The organism is Legionella parisiensis (genome assembly GCF_001467945.1).
Taxonomy (GTDB): Bacteria; Pseudomonadota; Gammaproteobacteria; order Legionellales; family Legionellaceae; genus Legionella; species Legionella parisiensis.
In genome coordinates this window covers 13,096-31,733 of record NZ_LNYQ01000006.1, presented here as the reverse complement: position 1 = coordinate 31,733, position 18,638 = coordinate 13,096, and the positions used below count along the sequence as shown (strand labels likewise).

The following is an 18,638-nucleotide window of genomic DNA, read 5'->3' as shown; positions in this document are numbered from 1 at the left end:
ATAGGCAAACTAGAATCATCGATGTAATGACATTCATGAACGAGCAGGCTTTTGTTTAAAAGCGATAAAGGAACTGCCTCGGCAGTTGATTCGTGTTAGTACAAGTTAACTTATCAGGAATTGAGCTACACCATATGTTGAGAAAAACAACATCTGCAATAGAAAACATGTTCTCCATAAAAGAATCCGACAGTATAAAGCCTCCATCCGCTCTCTCTGAGATTAACGGGGTACTTTCTGATCTGCAAAAAAAGATGGCTCCGCTGGATGCAGACAAAAGAGAAAAACTGCTCAAAGATTTCTGGGAGGATTGAAAAGAGAACTGGCACACCAATTATTGAAGAAAATCAATCCGGGAATTACACAGTAACATTTTTATACGTTCTAAAGACGAGTTAAAAGTAGATCTGGATTGTAACGATTTAAATGAACAAAAACTTGACCGTAATGGGGAAATAAGGGTATTTGAAAAGAATACCAGCTGATGTAATTATTCCGTATGGTATTACTGTTATTGGTCATGAGGGTATTAAGCATGACATACAAGACAAGTTAAATAAAAATACATTCTTTGATCTTATTGCAGATCAGGAGGAAATGAAAAAAGATGAGAGTTCCACACCATTGACAATCACACCAAATCCACCATGGGAACAGTAATAGTTTACTCTAAATTTTCTTAAGGTTTTACTAAACCATTTCTATGGTAAAAAGCTACGACCCATACACGGCAGGGGTTATGGGTCGCTATAAAAATGAAGTGCCTCATTTGCACACGAATTCTGACTTACCCCGAACATGCCCACTACTACTTTGTTATTTTATCAATAGAAAAGAAAACACCAAAAAGAGGTTTTTGAAAGCTTCTTATGCACTTAAGGCGCCCTCATACTGATCAAGTCTTCAGATTGTTCCGATTGTTCAGCAACTTTTGATTTCAAGGTATCAGAAAATTTACTGTTAGGTTTATCTACGAATGCTTTAGCTAAAGCTATTAGGTCTGCATCGTTCGGGTTTTTCTCTAAAGCTTTTTCCAGTTGTTGAACTTTTTTACTTCTCATATCATCAGTAAAATCTTTATAGCGTTGTTTTACCACATCTCTTGTTTCTTGATTCACATTCTCAAAGCCACCCTTACGATTCGCTTCCTGGCATAGAAGAACACCATGAATATTCGCACGCGTATTTGCTATAGTACAATTATCATATTTTTGTCGTTTTTGCTCAAGGTGATATACTGGATCTTTTCCTTTAGTAACCTGATTCATTTGCTCCATAATTTGCGCATGTGAACGCCCCTCATCATGACCGCTCATTACATTGTTTAAAAAATCGGGAGTAATATCCTTCTTGTCTACCTCATAGATTTGAGTTCCATGCTTTCCTCCAGATCCTATCCCGCGGTTAGTAAATACTAAGTAAGTCTTATCCGGGTTTCCTTCAACGGGCACAAAAGATAAGCCCATGGCGTGTCCGTTGCAATTAATAGGAACACTGGTTACCTCTCCCGCTTTTATTCGTTTACTCAGATCACTTCCTGCTTCAGGACTACCTTCAGGAGTACTATAGTCATACTTTGCAGCTTTATTTGCAAAAACGAAGGCATCTGAAATTTGTTTGAAATCCCCCTTCTCTGGCTCCTTACTACGACCCTGACTGTAATCCTTTACTGTATCAGTCATCAATTGGTATGTAGGTCCTACATGAGCGCGTTGAGAAGGCGTCCCATCTACACTGGTTATCACTAAGCCTAGCACGAGTCCAAATTCTTTGACTGTATGCAATTTCTCGGGGGATGATGGACTATAACCTTCAGGAGGAGAAATTATTTGCTGCTGCAGTGCCTGTTGCCCCTGCTTACTATGTATTGCGATATCATATTCTTCTCGAGCCAGAGCGTCATACTCTGCTCCAGAATCGAGCAAAGCCCTTGCCAGAGAGAAATCTTGCTCTTGCAGGGCTTGAACTAATGGTGTCTGCCCACGTGTGTTTTTTGCACTGTTTAAAGCAGTAGGTAAATCTGGATAACCGCAATCCCTAGCAAGGTCAGTTAATTGGGCTTGTGGGTCAACTTGTGACTTTAAAATGGAATCGCGCATATTTTGCAAGTAAAGAAACAATTCTTGTATAAATCGCTCTTCATCCATTTTTGCTTTTTGCAAAGCTTTAAGTTTGTCTTCAGCTTCTTGAGATTGGTTTGTTATTGTGCTTTTAGGCGCAGATAGTTCAGGCATATTATGAATCGATTAAGTGTTTAATTTAAATACAATTATACAACAATTTAGTATAATTTTCCTATAAAAAAAATTGAGCATCAAAATACTTTGCAGACAATGATGCTCTCTTCATAGATTACTTCCCTACAGAACCTAGATTTCCCCCACCTTTTTTCTTACCCTTACCGCCGGATTTACCCTTATCATCCTCCTTATCACTGCTTGGCGTAGCATTACCTTGAGCAGAAACCTCACCACCGCCACCACCTTTGCCCAAAGCACCTTTAATCATGCCAACACCTTTAGCACCATATCCGCCAAGAGTCTTATCAATTTGGCCTTGCGCAGTCTGGGTTTCCTTGCCAGCTTCTTGAGTTTTACCTTTTACTTCCTCACCCCATTGCGCCGTTTCTTGGCCTATGCTTTCAGGAGTACCACCTATCCATCGCAAGACTTTGTCCGGTAAATAAGAAATCAATGTAAATGATTTTTGTATGATTACTAAATACAAAGTGGTATAAGTTAATATTGAGAAGAAGAATGCATATATTCCCGCCCAATCCGTATATCCGCCAGTACCAGAAGGTGAATCCGAACCTCCATATGCCCAAACTCCACCCGCGAGTTTAGCGCTATCTTGATTTTCCTGTTGGATAAATGCTATAGCCTGATCATATCCAGCATTTAAAACCCACACCCCCACATAGGATAATGCTATGGCAGTAATATAGCCAATAATCATCATGGAAGGTCTAAGGAATACATTCACCAAGATCATGATCGCAGCTTCACCTTTACCAAAAGCCTCATGCCCTTCCGGATGGGTTACACCCAAGGCAACAATAGGCGCAGCGACCATTGCCTCAATTACCGAAATTAACCAACCCAATGCGCCAAAGGTGAAAATCATATAGGGTAAGATTGGAATGTAATAGGCTGTGGTAAAACCTACGCTCACCATGACTCCTACCCATGCTATCACCAGCGGCATAGCCAAAGACATCATGGCAAAAATGAAGATACCAAATACGGGGATTAATGCGCTCGATACTGCCATATTCAACAAGAGCATCCATAAGTTACCGGCAAAATTGATGTACTCATTACCCATATTGGCCAAAGCAACCACAGGATTTACCCCAGGCTGCGCGATAATTTGCAGACCCTGTTGAAAGATTGTCGCCATTCCTTGCAAAGGAATCATCAGGAATGCTAAAACCACACTATTGATAATCTGGCCAAATATATCAAGAAACAGGTTATATATGGTCACTAAGATAATATTATAAAATATGTTTCCGAGTATTTGTCCCAGACAAATAGAGAAGAAAGGTTTGACCTCGCCGCAGGAGAAGTTTTGTCTTTCTAATCGATATAACGAGGTACTCACACTAAAATTAATTGAGTTAGCAAAAGTCAGTGGCTTAATTCCTGGTTGGCCGGGGGTTGATATCATGAGTGAATTGTTAAGAAAACCCCACACTGTAGATGAAGCTGCATCGCTTTGCACCTTTATCTCTTGCGCCTGCTTCGGTGGGTTCTTAGTATCTGATGTAATTAATGCCTGTATTTGCTGTACTTGGGTATTATCTTGCCCAAACCATTTACATAATTGGGTAAAGTCCTTATTTTGATCGGTCATATTCCCTTTATCGCAGGTCATAGTTTTACCATCACTGCTAGGGACAAATGGACTAGTTATTGCAGCAGGATCAAACTTACTTTTATCCAATCCGGTGTCCGAATCCGTTTGGCTTGCATTTTCAATTGTGCCAGACGAGCCCTGAATCGCTACCAAGTTAAAGAAGTAAGCACCAGCCATAATCCATCCCTGAGTCTTAGCTTTATTGATAAAGTCAGTGGTTTTCTCCGCATCTTTAGAATTCTTGATTAGACGCGCCAGATTAACTGTTGGCATCATAATGCCGTTATAATCATTAATTGCATTCGTTAACTCGTTACCGTTAAACAACGTCCCCCCAACTGCAGAGCCCGGCACAGGCCCCCAAGTCATACATAAACTTCCCTCATTATTTTTACTATCAGCAATAGATTTATTATAAACACTACAAATCGTTCCATCTTGTTTATAAGGCACACCGAATTGTTGTGTCGCAACAGGAGTATAAGGTTTTGTAGAGGGATTACTCGTTGTTGACATTTGTGGATCATTTCCCACTATAGTCCGAGCTACTGTAGACAAATCCATATACATTTGCTGGATGGCAATCGCTCGCGACATCTGGGTTGCAGCAATCTCTGCGGGAGTTAGCGTATTATTTCCGAGTGTAACATTATTTCCCGCGGTAGGATCCGTAGGTATCAGACTTTTTCCCGATGAATCCGTAAAAGCTGATCCCTGTGAACTGGTAATGCTCTTCCAATGAATAGAACCACATATCCCGTTCAAAAAATAATAAGGTGAAGATGAATCCTCAAAATGAGGCATCTCAACAGTCCACTCACTGTTCCCCGGAGCTTTACTCTGAACAGAAATTGTGTTTACAGTACTAATAAAATCAGGAACCGTGTTTTGGCAAAACTTAGCTATTGCAGAGCTGGTATCCCCAGCTTTAGAGGCTTTATAACAATCTCCTGATTCTTTTTGCTGAGCATCAAGAAGACTTTGACGAAGATTGGTCAATTGTGTCTGTAAGCCCAACATACATACTTGGCCAGAAAGTATATTTATCGCACCCTTTGTAATACCTCCTATTCCCGATTTATCATCGCCAGTTATAAGTGCTTGGGCTGGATTTATCTGTTGTGCTTGAATGATGACCCCGCCACGGTTCAAATAACTTAACGCGGCATCCCATACCTTATCTGCTGCCCCAACCCCTTGAACAACAACCCACATGACAAAAATTTGCATCAGGCAATAGCCAGAGGCCTTGGGAATCAATAAAGCCAAACCTACTGTAGATCGAATTGGAATCCAAATAGAGGACCACTTTTGTCCAAGCATTTGCCCTTCGTGGGCAGTATTCATAGTAGATACCAAGAGGGTATACATGATAATAATACCCCCCAGCGCCAAAACTGCAGCATTAAATACGGCAAACATACTGCCCATAATTTGGCTGCCTGTACCACTTAAAACACCATCTACAACCCCGAATAAATTGCCAAGAAATACTACAGAATAATCACTAGCAGGAGGAGCAAAACTTAAAGAACTGGAATTATCTGCTAAAACTAAACCAGGACACACAAGGAGAAGTAGAGTTACTATCAACTTATTCATTTCTTTTCTCCAAACAACCCCTGCCTATACCATTCATTAAAGGTACACCCGAGCTTACGATTTTTTATTTGATAGTACCAAAAGTGGTAGCGGAAGGCTAAAACCAGCGCAATCAGCGTGACAATCAGGCTCACAAGAAACGCTTTTATTGAACCAAAAAAAAGCTGATATCCGGCATATCCCAAAATCAAAAGAGCAGCTAACACCATAATAATACTCAATCGAAATAAAGACTTTTGTTTTATAAGTATACTTTCGTCGCTAAGATTTAATAACTGAACTGCTTCGTTGAATGATTCACCTTCAACTTTTTTCTTGGGTACAAATAACCGTTTAAAACCATTTCCTAAATACATAGTAAATGCTTTCATCCGTTCCCAATCAAACCACCTACGAACATTAATAATTCTCGAAACTAATCTAACTATTCGCGACTGCTTTTTCATATTTTTTACTTCTTTCTTTTATCTTTCATAATATACTATAGTAGTAAGTAATGATTTCGTCCATCCGCTGAAATACAGTAAAGAAAGAGTAAAATATGCCTGATCTAAGCCATGAAGCATCCGCCCAATACTGGTTTGAATATATTGATCCTATGATCTATAGAGTAATTACTTTTATGGAAAGTGTAGAAGATTGGACTCTGGATGGAAATCCTGAGTTTGAGCAAGCCATGGAGCAGTTAGGTAAAGAACTTGATGACATAGAAAAAATAGACATGAGCCTTTTAGCTGAGGAAGAAAAGTTTATCCGCATTGTAGGAAATATTAAATCTGGCCGAGGACTTCGATTGCTGCAAGCAATCGATACAGTTCACCCAGGCAGTGCCTCACGAGTTTTAATCCATGCCGAGGAAACAAGCACTGGAAGCCATGATCCTGCAGGAGTTTTTCTAAAACGAAACATTGTATTTGAACGTTTAAGATTGTTGTCACGAGTTTTTTGCCAGTATCGTCTAAAACTTGTTTTACGTGCACTTGAAGGGGAAGAATAAATGAAATTAGCGTCTAAACTTATGTTGCTGAATGTGCTTTATTTTGCTGCGTTTTCTGCTACAGCACAGGATTCAACAACATCTACTGATCAAAGTCAATATTATCAAAACCAACAGTCAGAAAATACGAAAAAGCTATTACAGTACTTTCAAAATTTTGGCCAATACTTAGGCTTTCAAGTACAGAAAGCACCAACAGAAGATAATCAAGACTTTACCGTAAGTTATAAACTTATTAATTTAACAACATCTCAACTAGCACAAGCTTATCAGTTTTATACTTTATTAGGCTCGATTCCAGTGAATACTTTTAGTGGTCAGGGTCAACAATCAACAAATACCGGGAATCCTTTTGCTCAGTTCCTGCCGACTGATAGTGCGAATACATCACCATATAATCCCAGTGCAACAGTCGTTAATCCCCTGGCTAATCTTGCTTTTCCCAATTACGCTTCAACCTCATCTACCGGGGTGAGTGTGACTCCGTTGATAGACCAACAAACTTTTCAACAGGACCCTGTAAGCCAAGCGGTATTAAATATTTTAGGAACCCCTGATTATACGTACTGCATGGATCCAACGAATAGTACACCAACCTTCGTTTCTAATTGCTCCTTGATTTATAATACCTTGATACCCTTGAATGTTGTTGGGGAAATTCCCACTGCGACCACTTTTTTTGACCCTAAATACCTGGAACAATTTTTAAATCATCTTAATAGCAACGCATTAACTGGTCCCTTAATGTATTCAACGCAAGACCTTGGAACTAATCAGCAACAACAAGGCGTAGCAAAAAATGGACTAAACGCACAAAATCAAGAACAACTTGCAGCGAATTTCATTCGCTACGTGAGTGGTAGTGTACTTCCTATAAGGTTACCGCAATGGAACGATTATGATTATTGGTTTAAGCAAACCCTTGGTAGCAATCAATCGTCCGGCACACCTTCAACGAAACAAATGCAAGCGCAGCAAACTCTTGCTAAATATCTTGCAAGCTTACGTACCTATGCAGCGCAGAACTCTGTAGGAATCAGCAACCTTTATTTTATCATGTCAAAAAGAATGCCCCAGACTGATCCTAATGCATCGGCAGGACAGACTGGGGGGAGCGCTTCTTCGGGGCCAACAAGTCAGGCCTTAACGGAATTTAATATGGCAACCTGGAGATTGTATAATACTACGAGTTCTGGCGGTACAAGTGCTACTGCCGCTGCGTCTAGCGGCACAGGGGGTACTGGCCAGCCTGGGAACACCCCATGGATTAACAGCCTTAATAATGCACCGCCCGCCACTGTAGAAAAGGAAATTGCTATATTGCTTGCCGAGATTAATTACCAACTGTATTTAGATCGTCAAGTCCATGAACGTCTTCTCATGACGAATAGCCTCTTGTTATTACAAAGTGTCCGTACAAGCGCCCCTAATGCAGATGATCTATCCCCCGGTGCACAACCACAGCAGTAATAGCCTTTGGTAAGATACGGGGTGAAAGAAACACTTTCACCCCCTCTATAAAATTAAGGTTTTAAATACATTACTTCATCGTTAATAGGTTCTATCAGGGTGCACCTTAAACCAAACTACAGTTTTATAACACAATCCTAACAAATTTTAAAAACAGGGTTTATGATTCATGCATAAAAGACCGACTGATAACGGATAGAGCGTCTTAGGTAATTTAGTTAAAATAACAGCTAAATATTGATGACATTTGGGTCAAAGTAATTTAAATTGACGCATTTGCTTGCTCATTTTCCTATGTCAAAAACTATTATCTTTCAAAAATCGTTCTTAGTCTCTGGCATCATGTGCTTTGATGGTTGTGGTAATTCAATACAAAGCCTTCTTCATACGTGCATCAATGATTGTATTGAAAAAAAGATTCTTCCTACAGATGCACGACTTATCATAGATGCGGAACCTGCTGGTTTAGGGATTCATCGATTCACTATTTCCATTGAAAGTGAGGAAAATAATTTTATTCGTATAGCAGATTTTGATTCTGTTATCTTTGAAAAGATTAAGAAAGATGTTTATTTTGACATCATTGATGAACAACAAGAGGAAGGGAATAAACCAAACGTCAAAAAGAATTGGATTAATATCCTTATCAACCTACTGTGCATGGGCGTCGTACTTGCTTCAACACTTATATTTCCTCCATCAATAATTCTAACTATTGGTTTGACCGCTCTTACTTTTTTTTCAACTGCATTTACCGCTCGAGAGTACTTAGTTGCTTTTTGGCATAACTTACGTACTAAAAATTTTGCCAATATGGCAACAACAATTAGCCTAGGCTGGTTTTTATCTATGGCTCACACACTTTTTCATGCCATAAGCATGCCTTTGGCAAGCAGTTTTTCTATGATTTTTATGAACTTTATGATGCCAGCAATGTTGATTGCTTGCATCAATAGTATGGACGAGATTAAACGTCTTGTTGTTGAAAAATCAAAAAAAATTCAATTGAAAGGAATTAAAACATTATTTCCTCAAATGGCAGAGTCGTACCGTTGTTATCCGCTCACTCAACTTGAACTCGAGCCCTTATCAGAAAAAATTAACCACGCGCTCTCATCTAAGGTTCCCCACCACTTAGAAACTTCTTCACAACTAAATACAGAAGAACAGGACTGCCTATTTATTCAAAAATTATTAAAAAATAAAGAAACAAGAGAAGAAAGAAGAAATCTTCTAAGAAAAGGAATGCTCATCGAAGTTAACGCTGGTGAGTGTTTTCCAGTGGATTGTATTTTAATTCAAGGCAACACAGTAATTGATGCATCGCTGCTGACTGGCGAACCGCATCAAACAAAACGACTATGGCAGCATATTCCTTCAGGTGCTATTAACCTTGGAGAAAAGGTTACTGTGTACGCTGAGAAAAACTCCTATAACAGTACTGTTAATACCCTGCTCTTTAGCTCAAACCGGGCTAAAGAATCGCCGCCCCCCCCAAAAAATGAAACTCCCAAATTTGCTTATCTTTATACAGGGCTTGTTATCATTGGTCTTTTGGCGGCTATTTTTACTCCAATCGGATTAGGAATAGCGACTATTCCTCTAGTAATACAAAACATCATTGGCATTTTGTTCTCTGTCTGTCCTTGTACTATTGCGATTGCTCATCAATTACCGCAGCTCATCAGCATCCATCATCGTAATAATAAAGGAATCCAATTGCGTGATGACAGTTTAATTACACCACAATCTGATGAAATACATACTGTAGTTTTTGATAAAACAGGAACATTAACGACAGGAAACTCCGTTGTTGAATCGTCCAACATTTCTATAAAAAATCGGTCATTATGGCAAAGAATCTATTTATTGGAAAAAGCATATGGCAGAGAGCATCCTCTTGCTAAAGCAATTCAAAAATATTATGAAGCTACTATCAATAATCAACTTCTTTTTGATGAAATAAGCGAATGCACTATAGACCACCAAAATCGAGGACTCTCAGCGCGAGTGCAAGGAAGAGTAATCCGAATTGGAAGCGTTGAATACTTAAGAGACAGAGGGATTATTCCTCCTGAACTAAATAAATCAAAAATCGAACGAGGCTTTTCAGCAGTCTGCGTAGCAGAAGATGGCATCTATAAAGGGGTTATCTATGTGAAACACGAAGTAAGAAAAGGAGCCATTGAGGTACTCACCCGGTTAAAAAGGGAAGGTAAAAAAATTATTATGTTAACCGGAGATAACCTTTTATCAGCCCAAGGCTTTAATAAACAAATGGGCTCTATTTTTAATGAAGAGGATATTCATGCAGGGCAAACACCAAAAAATAAAGAGGCATTTTTAAGAAAAATAATGAGTGCAGAAGGAAGTAATCCTAAAGGGGTGTGGTTTGTAGGAGATGGCTTAAATGATGCGCCTTGTTGTCGGATAGTTTCTGAAAAAGGAGGCGTTAGTTGCGCAATGGACTCTAATGATAAATCAGCATTTTTTACTGACATTACTTTGAATGGTTCATTGGATTATATATTTAAACACAATAAATTAAATCGCGCCCTACAACAAAATATGACCCAAAACAAAGGAATACTCATTTATAGCACCATTGCTTTTCTTGCTTTTATTATTAGTTTTTCTATAGCAGGTGTCGCTGTTCCTCCATTAATCCCAATGGCTATTATGCTGTCAACAACACTTTTTGTCTTATTTAACTCTTATCGAACTCAGCTCAACATCGACTCGGCTCTAGATAAAGAGACTTCATGGCCTAAAAAACTATTAAGCTCCAATCTATCAATTGGCTTATTGTTGGCAGCAAGCACCCTGCTCATCAGTAGCGTTTTAGTAGCAACCATTGCAACAGGAGGATTGACCTTACCGCTTTTAGCATTTACAGCTGGAGCAGCTATAGGATTTAGTAGTGCATGTACTTTATCCGCACTCAGCCTGATTGGTGTGTTCATTGGTATCCTATCCACCGCTTTACTGCCTGGATCATGTATCCAAGATACAAGTGAATACCGTCCAAGCAGCGCCTCAAGAGATGATCCTGGTTTATCGGAGCCAGTTGATACAACAGTCTGGGAGAAGACGAATGATTTTTTCCTCAGCAGATCCTATAAAAGTCAGGAAATACCTCGACAGCAAAGCGAATCAGTTTTGGATGAGGCGAGTTTTTCAAACTCTCATTAACGCAGCAAAGCAGGTTAGACAATAATGTAGCCTCGCACTGCGCCAGGCTACAAAAATCAATTAGGCTGCTGATTATATCCATCTAAAACGGTTGCTAACTTCTCCATGACCTCTGCGACTGAAATCAGTTGCATAGGCTCCTCGCCATGTACATGCTGTCCCCAAACATCTTCAATACACTTACTGCCAAGAATTTTTTCTGCAGCTTCAGGATAATGATTTACAACCAAATGTTGAAAAAGATAAGGCCCAGAAATAAGCGGGTTAGTCACCGCGTGTAAGGCAACAACCGGAGTATTTACCGCAGTAGACATATGCGAGGGCCCCGTATCCGGGCAAAGAACTACTGTTGCTTTGCTGATAAGGGCTAATAATTGTTTGGGTTTGGTTTTACCAACGAGATTAATTGCAGCAGGAATCACTTGCGAAATCTGCTCTGCCAAATGTTTATCAAAATCAATCGGTCCTCCTGTAATGACTATCTGCACATTCCATTGTTCTTGTGCTTTTTGCAAGACATCAATATAACGGGCAACAGGCCAACTGCGTTCAGGTTTACTTGCCGCCGGATTAACTACCAAAATTGGTCCTTGTGTTGGTAACTGTTGCTTTGCCCATTCATAATCTGCAGAAGAAATAGGTAAATCCCAGCGAATAACACGCTCCTTTATTCCTAATGCTTGTGCAAATTTCAAAAAACCATCCAAGGTATGTTCTAAGCCTGGAGTAATTCGTTCATTAACAAATAAGCCATGTGCATCATTTGCTCGATGCTCATCGTAACCTATTTTTCTTTTTGCTTTGATCAGGGGATAAAGTAAATTTGTTCTGAGACTTGCTTGCGGCGCCAATAATACATCAAAGATACGTCCCTTCATTTGTTTTTTAAAACGCCAATAGTCCAAAATACTGTTCGGTTTATCAATTAAAATGAATTCTACTCCATCCATCCCCTCTACCAAATCAAAAGCAGGCCTGGAAATAATCCAAGTCAACTTGGCTTGCGGTAGATTGGCTTGTAAAGTTCTAATGAGCGGAACCGCCATTAGAACATCACCTAATGCAGATAAACGTACAATACAAATGGATTTAATCATTCTGTAAAACAAACCGTGAACCACAATAAGGACAGACTTCTACACCGGTTTTTTCAATAGGTAAATAAACCTTAGGATGAGCATTCCACAAAACCATATCTTTTGTCGGACAGCTCAGAGGTAATTCATTAGGGTGAACTACATAATTTTTTTTTGTACTCGCAGGTTCTTTTTTTTTGGCTTTTAACATGTTGTTCCTTTAGATCTTATTTAATAGGATTATCTAATATTTCCTCAATTTTCGCTAGAAGCTCATCGCGAAAAGCCCCACTTTGTGGATCATAATATAAAGCATCTCCCCAATGCCTGAGCCAAGTTAATTGACGTTTCGCCAATTGCCGGGTAGCAGCAATCCCTTTGTCGCGCATTATAGGATATTCATAATCACCTTGAAGATATTCAAGAGCTTGCCTATATCCCACACAACGCATGGAAGGTAAGTTTATGGTTAAATGCCATTTTTGTTGTAACTGTTTTACCTCTTCAATAAAACCTTCAGTTAACATATGATCAAAACGTTGTGCAATGCGTTCGTGCAGCCAAGCTCTTTGTTCCGGAAAAAGAATAAAATTCACAAAATGATAATCTGGCTTTTCCTTATGCTTTTTAAGTAATGCAGACAGGGTTTTACCAGTTACATAATATACTTCTAATGCACGTTGAATTCGTTGTGCATCATGAGCATGAATTCGTGCAGCAGATTCGGGATCAATCTGTACCAGTTTTTGGTGCAGAATAGGCCAACCCAATAATGCTGCCTCCTCTTCCAATTGCTGACGTATCACCGGATTCGCCTCAGGCAAAGCAGATAAACCTTTTTGTAATGCATTAAAATACATCATCGTTCCCCCGACAAGCAAAGGGATTTTACCTTTTTTGATGATCGCATCACACAAAGATAAAGCATCGGTACAAAATTGAGCAGCAGAATAGGACTCTCTGGGATCTTTTATATCTATTAAGTGATGCGGTGTTATGTGCAACTCCTGGGGAGTTGGTTTGGCAGTTCCTATATTCATATCACGATAAATCATTGCCGAATCAACACTAATAATTTCAAAAGGATATCGTGTTACTAATTCACAGGCTAAAGCCGTTTTTCCTGAGGCAGTTGGTCCCATCAAACAAAAAATTAATTTAACCATTCATTATCTCAATTAAAAACAAATTTTCCTTTCATATAGCCTGGGTGTGATGGCAGCGAATCCCGTGCTTGTTGGAGTATTGACTCCTTGGTTCGCTTAACGGCAGCCAGGATACAATAAAGATCAAAATGTAACATTCATACAAGCAATAATTTTTTACAATCTTCGCTCGTCAACATTTTAAATAGCCCCGGCTTTTTATTTGCCTCATTATATAGTCTAAGGAATAACTCATTTAATTCCCTTTTTTCCTCAAGACTTAAAAGCCTGGGATCAAATATTTGCGATCGATTCATTAATTCAAACAAGGTATTCTGATTCACTACATCACAAGCAGCAACAGAATCCAAGAATAAGCGCAAATCTAAATGGGGCATACAAAGCGGTATACTGCGAATGACTGCTTCATTAGCTCCTAACCATTCAAGATTCATTCCTAATTGCTTGAGATATTGCTCCAGCGCCAAAGAACTACCTTGAAATTTTTGAGGAAAGGAATAACGCATCGCCACCAACAAAGGCCTACTTGCCAAAGGTAAAACTAATTGGGACATTTGCTCCTGCAATCTATATTGATGCAAGGTCACCACATCAACAATATACGGTTGTTGATGGATGAACGCCAAAATGTATCGTCTATTTAAAATAATCCAGGGTAATTCGGTTTCTAAATTATAAACACTTTTGCTTGATGGGGCCAATTTAGGGTAAGGCTCATAAATTTCTTGAACTTGAACATGACTCTTTTGCTCGAAGGACGAATATGAAGTCTCTTCATTGAGCTCATTTTTTGACTTTAATGCGGCAGTCAATTGTGACTTAAAAAAATCAAAAACTAAACGGGGCTGCTGAAAGCGCACCTCATGCTTGGTAGGATGCACATTCACATCTACCTCTGCGTGGTCAATCGTCAAATACAACACACAGGCAGGAAAACGACCAGGATATAATAAGCCATCATAAGCCTGTTTCAGCGCCTGGTAGATTAATCTATCTTTTACCATGCGCTGATTAATATAAACCCATAATCGATCATTCTGGCTGCGCTGAAAATTGAAACTACTTATCCATCCACAGAGCTTCATTGCACCATGCTCTACATCAAGATAAATTGACTCTTTTACAAAAGCACTGCCCACTATTCGAGCCATACGTGTTAAACGAGTTTGTTCATTGATTGCAGCAGGAAGAGATAAAACCTGTTTCCCATTATGTTTCAATGTTAATGCAATCCCAGGAGCACTTAAAGCAAAACGTTTCACTACTGTTTCGATTGCTTGAAATTCTAGTTTTTCGCTTTTTAAAAATCGTTTTCGTACAGGTGCATTAAAAAATAAATCAACAACATCAATTGTCGTTCCCATGGTGCGAGCGCAGGGGACAATCGTTCTTTCTGTACCCTGTACGCGCAGCATCATCGCCGTTTCTTGCTGTTCCGGCTTGGAGCTAATCGTGACTTTTGCTACAGAAGCAATACTGGCTAATGCCTCGCCACGAAAACCCATGCTATCAATTGCGTATAAGTCATTCAGTGTACTGATTTTACTGGTCGCATGCGCAGCAATTGCCAAGGGCAAGTCTTCTGCTACGATGCCAATTCCATTATCACTGATTTTTATTTGATTTAAGCCGCCATAACCTATTTCTATACTAATCGCATCCGCACCTGCATCAAAAGAATTTTCCAGGAGTTCCTTCACTACTGATGCAGGCCGCTCTATTACTTCTCCCGCGGCAATTTGATTTGCTATGAACGGTGGTAGTTGCTGAATTCTTATGCCCATGCCTGAGGTATCACCAATTTTTGTCCTGGTTTAAGTCGAGTAATGCCGCGCAAATGATTCATGGATTGTAGCGCCGCAACCGAAACATGATATCGTGCAGCGATAGCAGGTAAGGTTTCTCCAGCACGAACCAGATGGATATTATTCGTCGTCATTGCTTCAATGCGCGAGCCGTGAGGAGGATTTTCCCAGAAGTATCCTTTAATTCCCTGAAAAATTGCTTGGCTCAACCGAGCTTGATAAGCAGGGTTAGTTAGATTTCGTTCCTCTATAGGATTTGAAATAAATCCTGTTTCTACTAAAATCGAAGGAATATCAGCAGACTTCAAAACCATAAATCCGGCTTGTTCCACTTTGTTATTATGTAAATTAGTAAAATTACCAAGTTGACTTAAAACACGCCCCCCCATTTGTAAACCTGAATTAATCGTGGCTGTTTGTGATAAATCAATAAGCACCGAGCGGACAACACCGTTCTGATCATCCAAATCACCTAAATTTACCCCGCCTAATTCAGAATAGTTTTCCTTTTCTGCAAGCCAGCGTGCGGCCTCACTTGTTGCCCCTCTTTGTGATAAAGCAAAGACCGAAGCACCATTCGAATGAGGGTTATTAAAGGCATCTGCGTGGATGGCAACAAAAATATCACCATTATATTTTCTAGCAATATCCAGTCTTTGTCGGAGACCCACGTAATAATCTCCCGAACGTGTCAATACTGCGCGCATACCAGGCTGCCGGTCGATTAATTGTTTTAGTTTTAAAGTAATTGCCAAAACTACATCTTTTTCTCGGGAATTACGTGGACCACGAGCTCCAGGATCCTTACCCCCATGTCCAGCATCCAAAACAATAATAACATCACGCAATTTAGACGGTCTGCTGCTCACTTTAATCGGATTCTGGTTTGCTAAAATCGGGTGTACTGGTTGCTTGGGTGCAATTTTTGCAGGTAATTTAGCCTGTTGTATTTTCGGTGTAGTGTATGTTTTCGGCAAGATAGGTGCTGTTTTAGGAATACTTGGTGCAACTAGGCGGCCATTATGTATTAAATCAACACGTATACCACCAAAAGCACCACTAGGTTTCCACGGAGATGATCTCAGTTGTACTTTTTGAGTCACTTCGAAAACTAATCTTAAGGTTCTAGGTTCAGAATGCCCACTGCGGACTTGTTTTACCAGTCCATTAATTAACCCCAATTTATTTAAATTCACAGCGAGTTGTGTTCCCTTTAAGTCCAATACAACACGCTCAGGATGCTCCAAAAAAAATAATTTATGGGTAAACGGACCATTAATTGTGAGAAAAAGTGAAGTCCAGTTTCCCTGCTGTTTTACAACAACAGACTGTAGTTGAGCACTAAATGTTGCAATAGAGCAAAAAAACATGACAACAAAACACCATGAGCGAAATATCATCTTTCACCTGCCAGGCGAGCTAAAATTCTTTTACCCGCTGCACTTAATGCCGTAATTTGCATTTCACGTCCAGCCCCTTTAATACCTAACTTAAAACGAATATCTACATGCGGCAATGCTCCTCCGGCATGTTCCGCCCATTCAATACAACAGATACTCTCCTGGGTAAAATAATCCCTGAATCCCATATATTCCAACTCTTCCTCATGGTGTATTCGGTAGAGATCGAAATGGTGTATGGTTAAATGATTGCATGTGTAACTTTCTACCAATGAAAAGGTAGGACTTTTGATTGCCGATTGAATGCCTAGATGTCTCAACATAGCGCGAATGATAGTTGTTTTACCCGCCCCCAAATCACCACTAAAGGTCATAATCAAGGAAGGACAGAGACAAGAAACCAGAAGAGCGGCAAAATTTTCGCTCGCCGTTTCATCAGGTAAATTCAGTGACATAACCGTATTGGATTCGTTATTTATCATCATTCAGGGTAATTCAAAACATGCGGTAAAACATCAAACAAATCACTGGCTAATAAACCAGCTCCCCCAATTTTTTTTGCTAACAGGTCTCCAGCTACTGCATGCGCCCATACACCACATTGTGCTGCTTCGGACAAAGAAAATCCTTGGGCACAAAGCCCTCCGATAATACCGCTTAACACATCCCCCATACCTGCACTAGCCATAGCGGGGTTGCCCCGAGGACAAACACATACATCTTTCTCTGCTGTTTGGATTATGGTTCCAGCCCCCTTCAAAACAACAACTCCACCGTATTGCTTCTGGATGTTTGCTGCCGCCTGATATCTATCTTTTTGAATCAAATCCGTAGTACAGGAAAGCAAACAAGCTGCTTCACCAGGATGGGGGGTTAATATCCAATTATCATCCATCTGTGAGTTTTCGGCTAACAATCTTAAGGCTGATGCATCAATAACCATAGGTAATTGTGATGTAATTGCCATTAAAAACAAATTAATAGCCCATTCACTTTCTCCTAGCCCGGGGCCAATAATACACACAGTAGATCGATCTAAAAGCGGTATTAAATCTTTAGCGGTTCCCACAGCACTTACCATCGCTTCAGGAATTAATGATAAGGCACTCTTTGCGTGTTCAGGCCAAGTTGCAACAGTTACTGAACCTGCGCCTGTTCGCATTGCAGCTTTAGCTGCAAGGCTAATCGCCCCAGGCATTCCTGGCCCGCCACCAATTATTAAAACATGGCCATAATTTCCCTTATGTGAGTTTTTTTTCCGCTCGGCAAGCGGCAAAGCTAAGGTTTTTGAATTTAAAAGACATGCAGCAGGAGTCAACTGAGTCACACAGGAATCAAGTTGTAAAGAACAACAGTGTATATCTCCACAATAATCAGGACCATCTGCGGTATGCATACCCGCTTTCTGGGCGATAAACGTTATAGTTGTATTGGCTTTAACACAAAAATTTTCTACCTTACCGGTGTCTGCGTTAAGTCCTGAGGGAATATCCAACGCGACGACAGGGAGACCACTCGTATTGATCTGATTAATCGCCGATACAGTAGCTCCGCGAACAGGTCCTTTCAGACCAATCCCTAACAGAGCATCAATAACTAATTCTGTTTCACTGTCTAATGGTTCATCTGCAGATTGACATTCAACTCCTGCATTTATAGCCATTAAAGCTGCATGTTGCGCTGCAATAGGAAGATCGGCTACCGCCTTACATTGGTAAATTGTCACTAATAATCCATGCTCATGAGCCAGACGTGCCACCACATATCCATCACCTGCATTATTTCCTGCGCCACAATACACAGCAATATGTCGAACATGGGGATATAGCTTTGTTATGAGAAAAAATGCCTCTGCTCCAGCACGAGACATAAGTGCGTTTTCGTCTAATTGATATAAAGAAGTAGCCTGTTGCTCACAAGCTCTAATTTGTTCACAACGATAAAGTGCGTTTGTCGGTATGATCACCTTGTGCTCCAAATTTACTATTTCGAACACGCTTCTTATATGTAGTCCAGGATAGAGTGAATCAAACCCGAGTTTCAGAATTCCCGGGTTTCGTCTTCGCTTT

At 40.0% G+C, this 18,638-nt stretch carries 15 protein-coding genes; 5 read left to right on the top strand and 10 right to left on the bottom strand.

Features of this window, described 5'->3' with window-relative positions; genetic code table 11:
• The first annotated feature begins 134 nt into the window (after window positions 1-134).
• Entirely contained in the window at window positions 135-314 is a 180-nt protein-coding gene (locus Lpar_RS01425; protein ID WP_058516220.1) for a hypothetical protein, read from the top strand.
• A 151-nt stretch (window positions 315-465) separates the two neighbouring features.
• Window positions 466-660, top strand: coding sequence for a hypothetical protein (locus tag Lpar_RS01420; RefSeq protein WP_058516219.1), 195 nt, complete (start codon window positions 466-468; stop codon window positions 658-660).
• Window positions 661-875: 215 nt separating this feature from the next.
• Here the strand turns inward: Lpar_RS01420 and ankD are convergent, their stop codons facing one another.
• The 3 genes from ankD to icmV form a co-directional block, all read right to left on the bottom strand.
• The gene (gene ankD / locus Lpar_RS01415; RefSeq protein ID WP_058516218.1) at window positions 876-2,234 is read right to left on the bottom strand and encodes a Dot/Icm T4SS effector AnkD/LegA15; all 1,359 of its coding nucleotides are present in this window, start codon (window positions 2,232-2,234) and stop codon (window positions 876-878) included.
• A gap of 118 nt (window positions 2,235-2,352) precedes the next feature.
• A complete protein-coding gene (gene dotA, locus Lpar_RS01410) occupies window positions 2,353-5,463 on the bottom strand; it encodes a type IVB secretion system protein DotA (RefSeq protein ID WP_058516217.1) in 3,111 nt (1,036 codons plus the stop codon).
• Window positions 5,460-5,909, bottom strand: a complete 450-nt coding sequence (gene icmV / locus Lpar_RS01405; RefSeq protein WP_058516216.1) for a type IVB secretion system protein IcmV — start codon at window positions 5,907-5,909, stop codon at window positions 5,460-5,462. Before icmV ends, dotA begins: the two co-directional genes overlap by 4 nt.
• A gap of 95 nt (window positions 5,910-6,004) precedes the next feature.
• Here icmV and icmW point away from each other — a divergent pair, with 95 nt between their 5' ends.
• The 3 genes from icmW (at window position 6,005) to Lpar_RS01390 (ending at window position 11,122) form a co-directional block, all read left to right on the top strand.
• A complete protein-coding gene (gene icmW, locus Lpar_RS01400; protein ID WP_058458000.1) occupies window positions 6,005-6,460 on the top strand; it encodes a type IVB secretion system protein IcmW in 456 nt (151 codons plus the stop codon).
• Window positions 6,461-7,930, top strand: a complete 1,470-nt coding sequence (icmX, locus tag Lpar_RS01395; RefSeq protein ID WP_058516215.1) for a type IVB secretion system protein IcmX — start codon at window positions 6,461-6,463, stop codon at window positions 7,928-7,930.
• 267 nt (window positions 7,931-8,197) lie between these two features.
• Complete coding sequence (locus Lpar_RS01390; protein WP_237759323.1) at window positions 8,198-11,122, top strand: HAD-IC family P-type ATPase; 2,925 nt, start codon at window positions 8,198-8,200, stop codon at window positions 11,120-11,122.
• 56 nt (window positions 11,123-11,178) lie between these two features.
• Here Lpar_RS01390 and Lpar_RS01385 read toward each other — a convergent pair whose 3' ends face one another.
• The 7 genes from Lpar_RS01385 to Lpar_RS01355 form a co-directional block, all read right to left on the bottom strand.
• Window positions 11,179-12,219, bottom strand: a complete 1,041-nt coding sequence (locus tag Lpar_RS01385; protein WP_058516213.1) for a glycosyltransferase family 9 protein — start codon at window positions 12,217-12,219, stop codon at window positions 11,179-11,181.
• Window positions 12,212-12,409, bottom strand: a complete 198-nt coding sequence (locus Lpar_RS01380) for a zinc-finger domain-containing protein (RefSeq protein WP_058516212.1) — start codon at window positions 12,407-12,409, stop codon at window positions 12,212-12,214. Before Lpar_RS01380 ends, Lpar_RS01385 begins: the two co-directional genes overlap by 8 nt.
• 16 nt (window positions 12,410-12,425) lie before the next feature.
• Window positions 12,426-13,364 carry a tRNA (adenosine(37)-N6)-dimethylallyltransferase MiaA gene (miaA, locus tag Lpar_RS01375; protein WP_058516211.1) on the bottom strand — a complete coding sequence of 313 codons (939 nt, stop codon included), beginning with the start codon at window positions 13,362-13,364 and terminating at the stop codon, window positions 12,426-12,428.
• A gap of 137 nt (window positions 13,365-13,501) precedes the next feature.
• Window positions 13,502-15,148 carry a DNA mismatch repair endonuclease MutL gene (mutL, locus tag Lpar_RS01370; RefSeq protein ID WP_058516210.1) on the bottom strand — a complete coding sequence of 549 codons (1,647 nt, stop codon included), beginning with the start codon at window positions 15,146-15,148 and terminating at the stop codon, window positions 13,502-13,504.
• Window positions 15,139-16,569: an N-acetylmuramoyl-L-alanine amidase gene (locus tag Lpar_RS01365; RefSeq protein WP_058516209.1), complete on the bottom strand. Its 1,431-nt coding sequence runs from the start codon at window positions 16,567-16,569 to the stop codon at window positions 15,139-15,141. The genes mutL and Lpar_RS01365 overlap by 10 nt, the downstream gene beginning before the upstream one ends.
• A complete protein-coding gene (tsaE, locus tag Lpar_RS01360) occupies window positions 16,566-17,054 on the bottom strand; it encodes a tRNA (adenosine(37)-N6)-threonylcarbamoyltransferase complex ATPase subunit type 1 TsaE (protein ID WP_058516208.1) in 489 nt (162 codons plus the stop codon). The genes Lpar_RS01365 and tsaE overlap by 4 nt, the downstream gene beginning before the upstream one ends.
• The gene (locus tag Lpar_RS01355) at window positions 17,051-18,535 is read right to left on the bottom strand and encodes an NAD(P)H-hydrate dehydratase (RefSeq protein ID WP_420324242.1); all 1,485 of its coding nucleotides are present in this window, start codon (window positions 18,533-18,535) and stop codon (window positions 17,051-17,053) included. Before Lpar_RS01355 ends, tsaE begins: the two co-directional genes overlap by 4 nt.
• Between the last annotated feature and the right edge of the window lie 103 nt (window positions 18,536-18,638).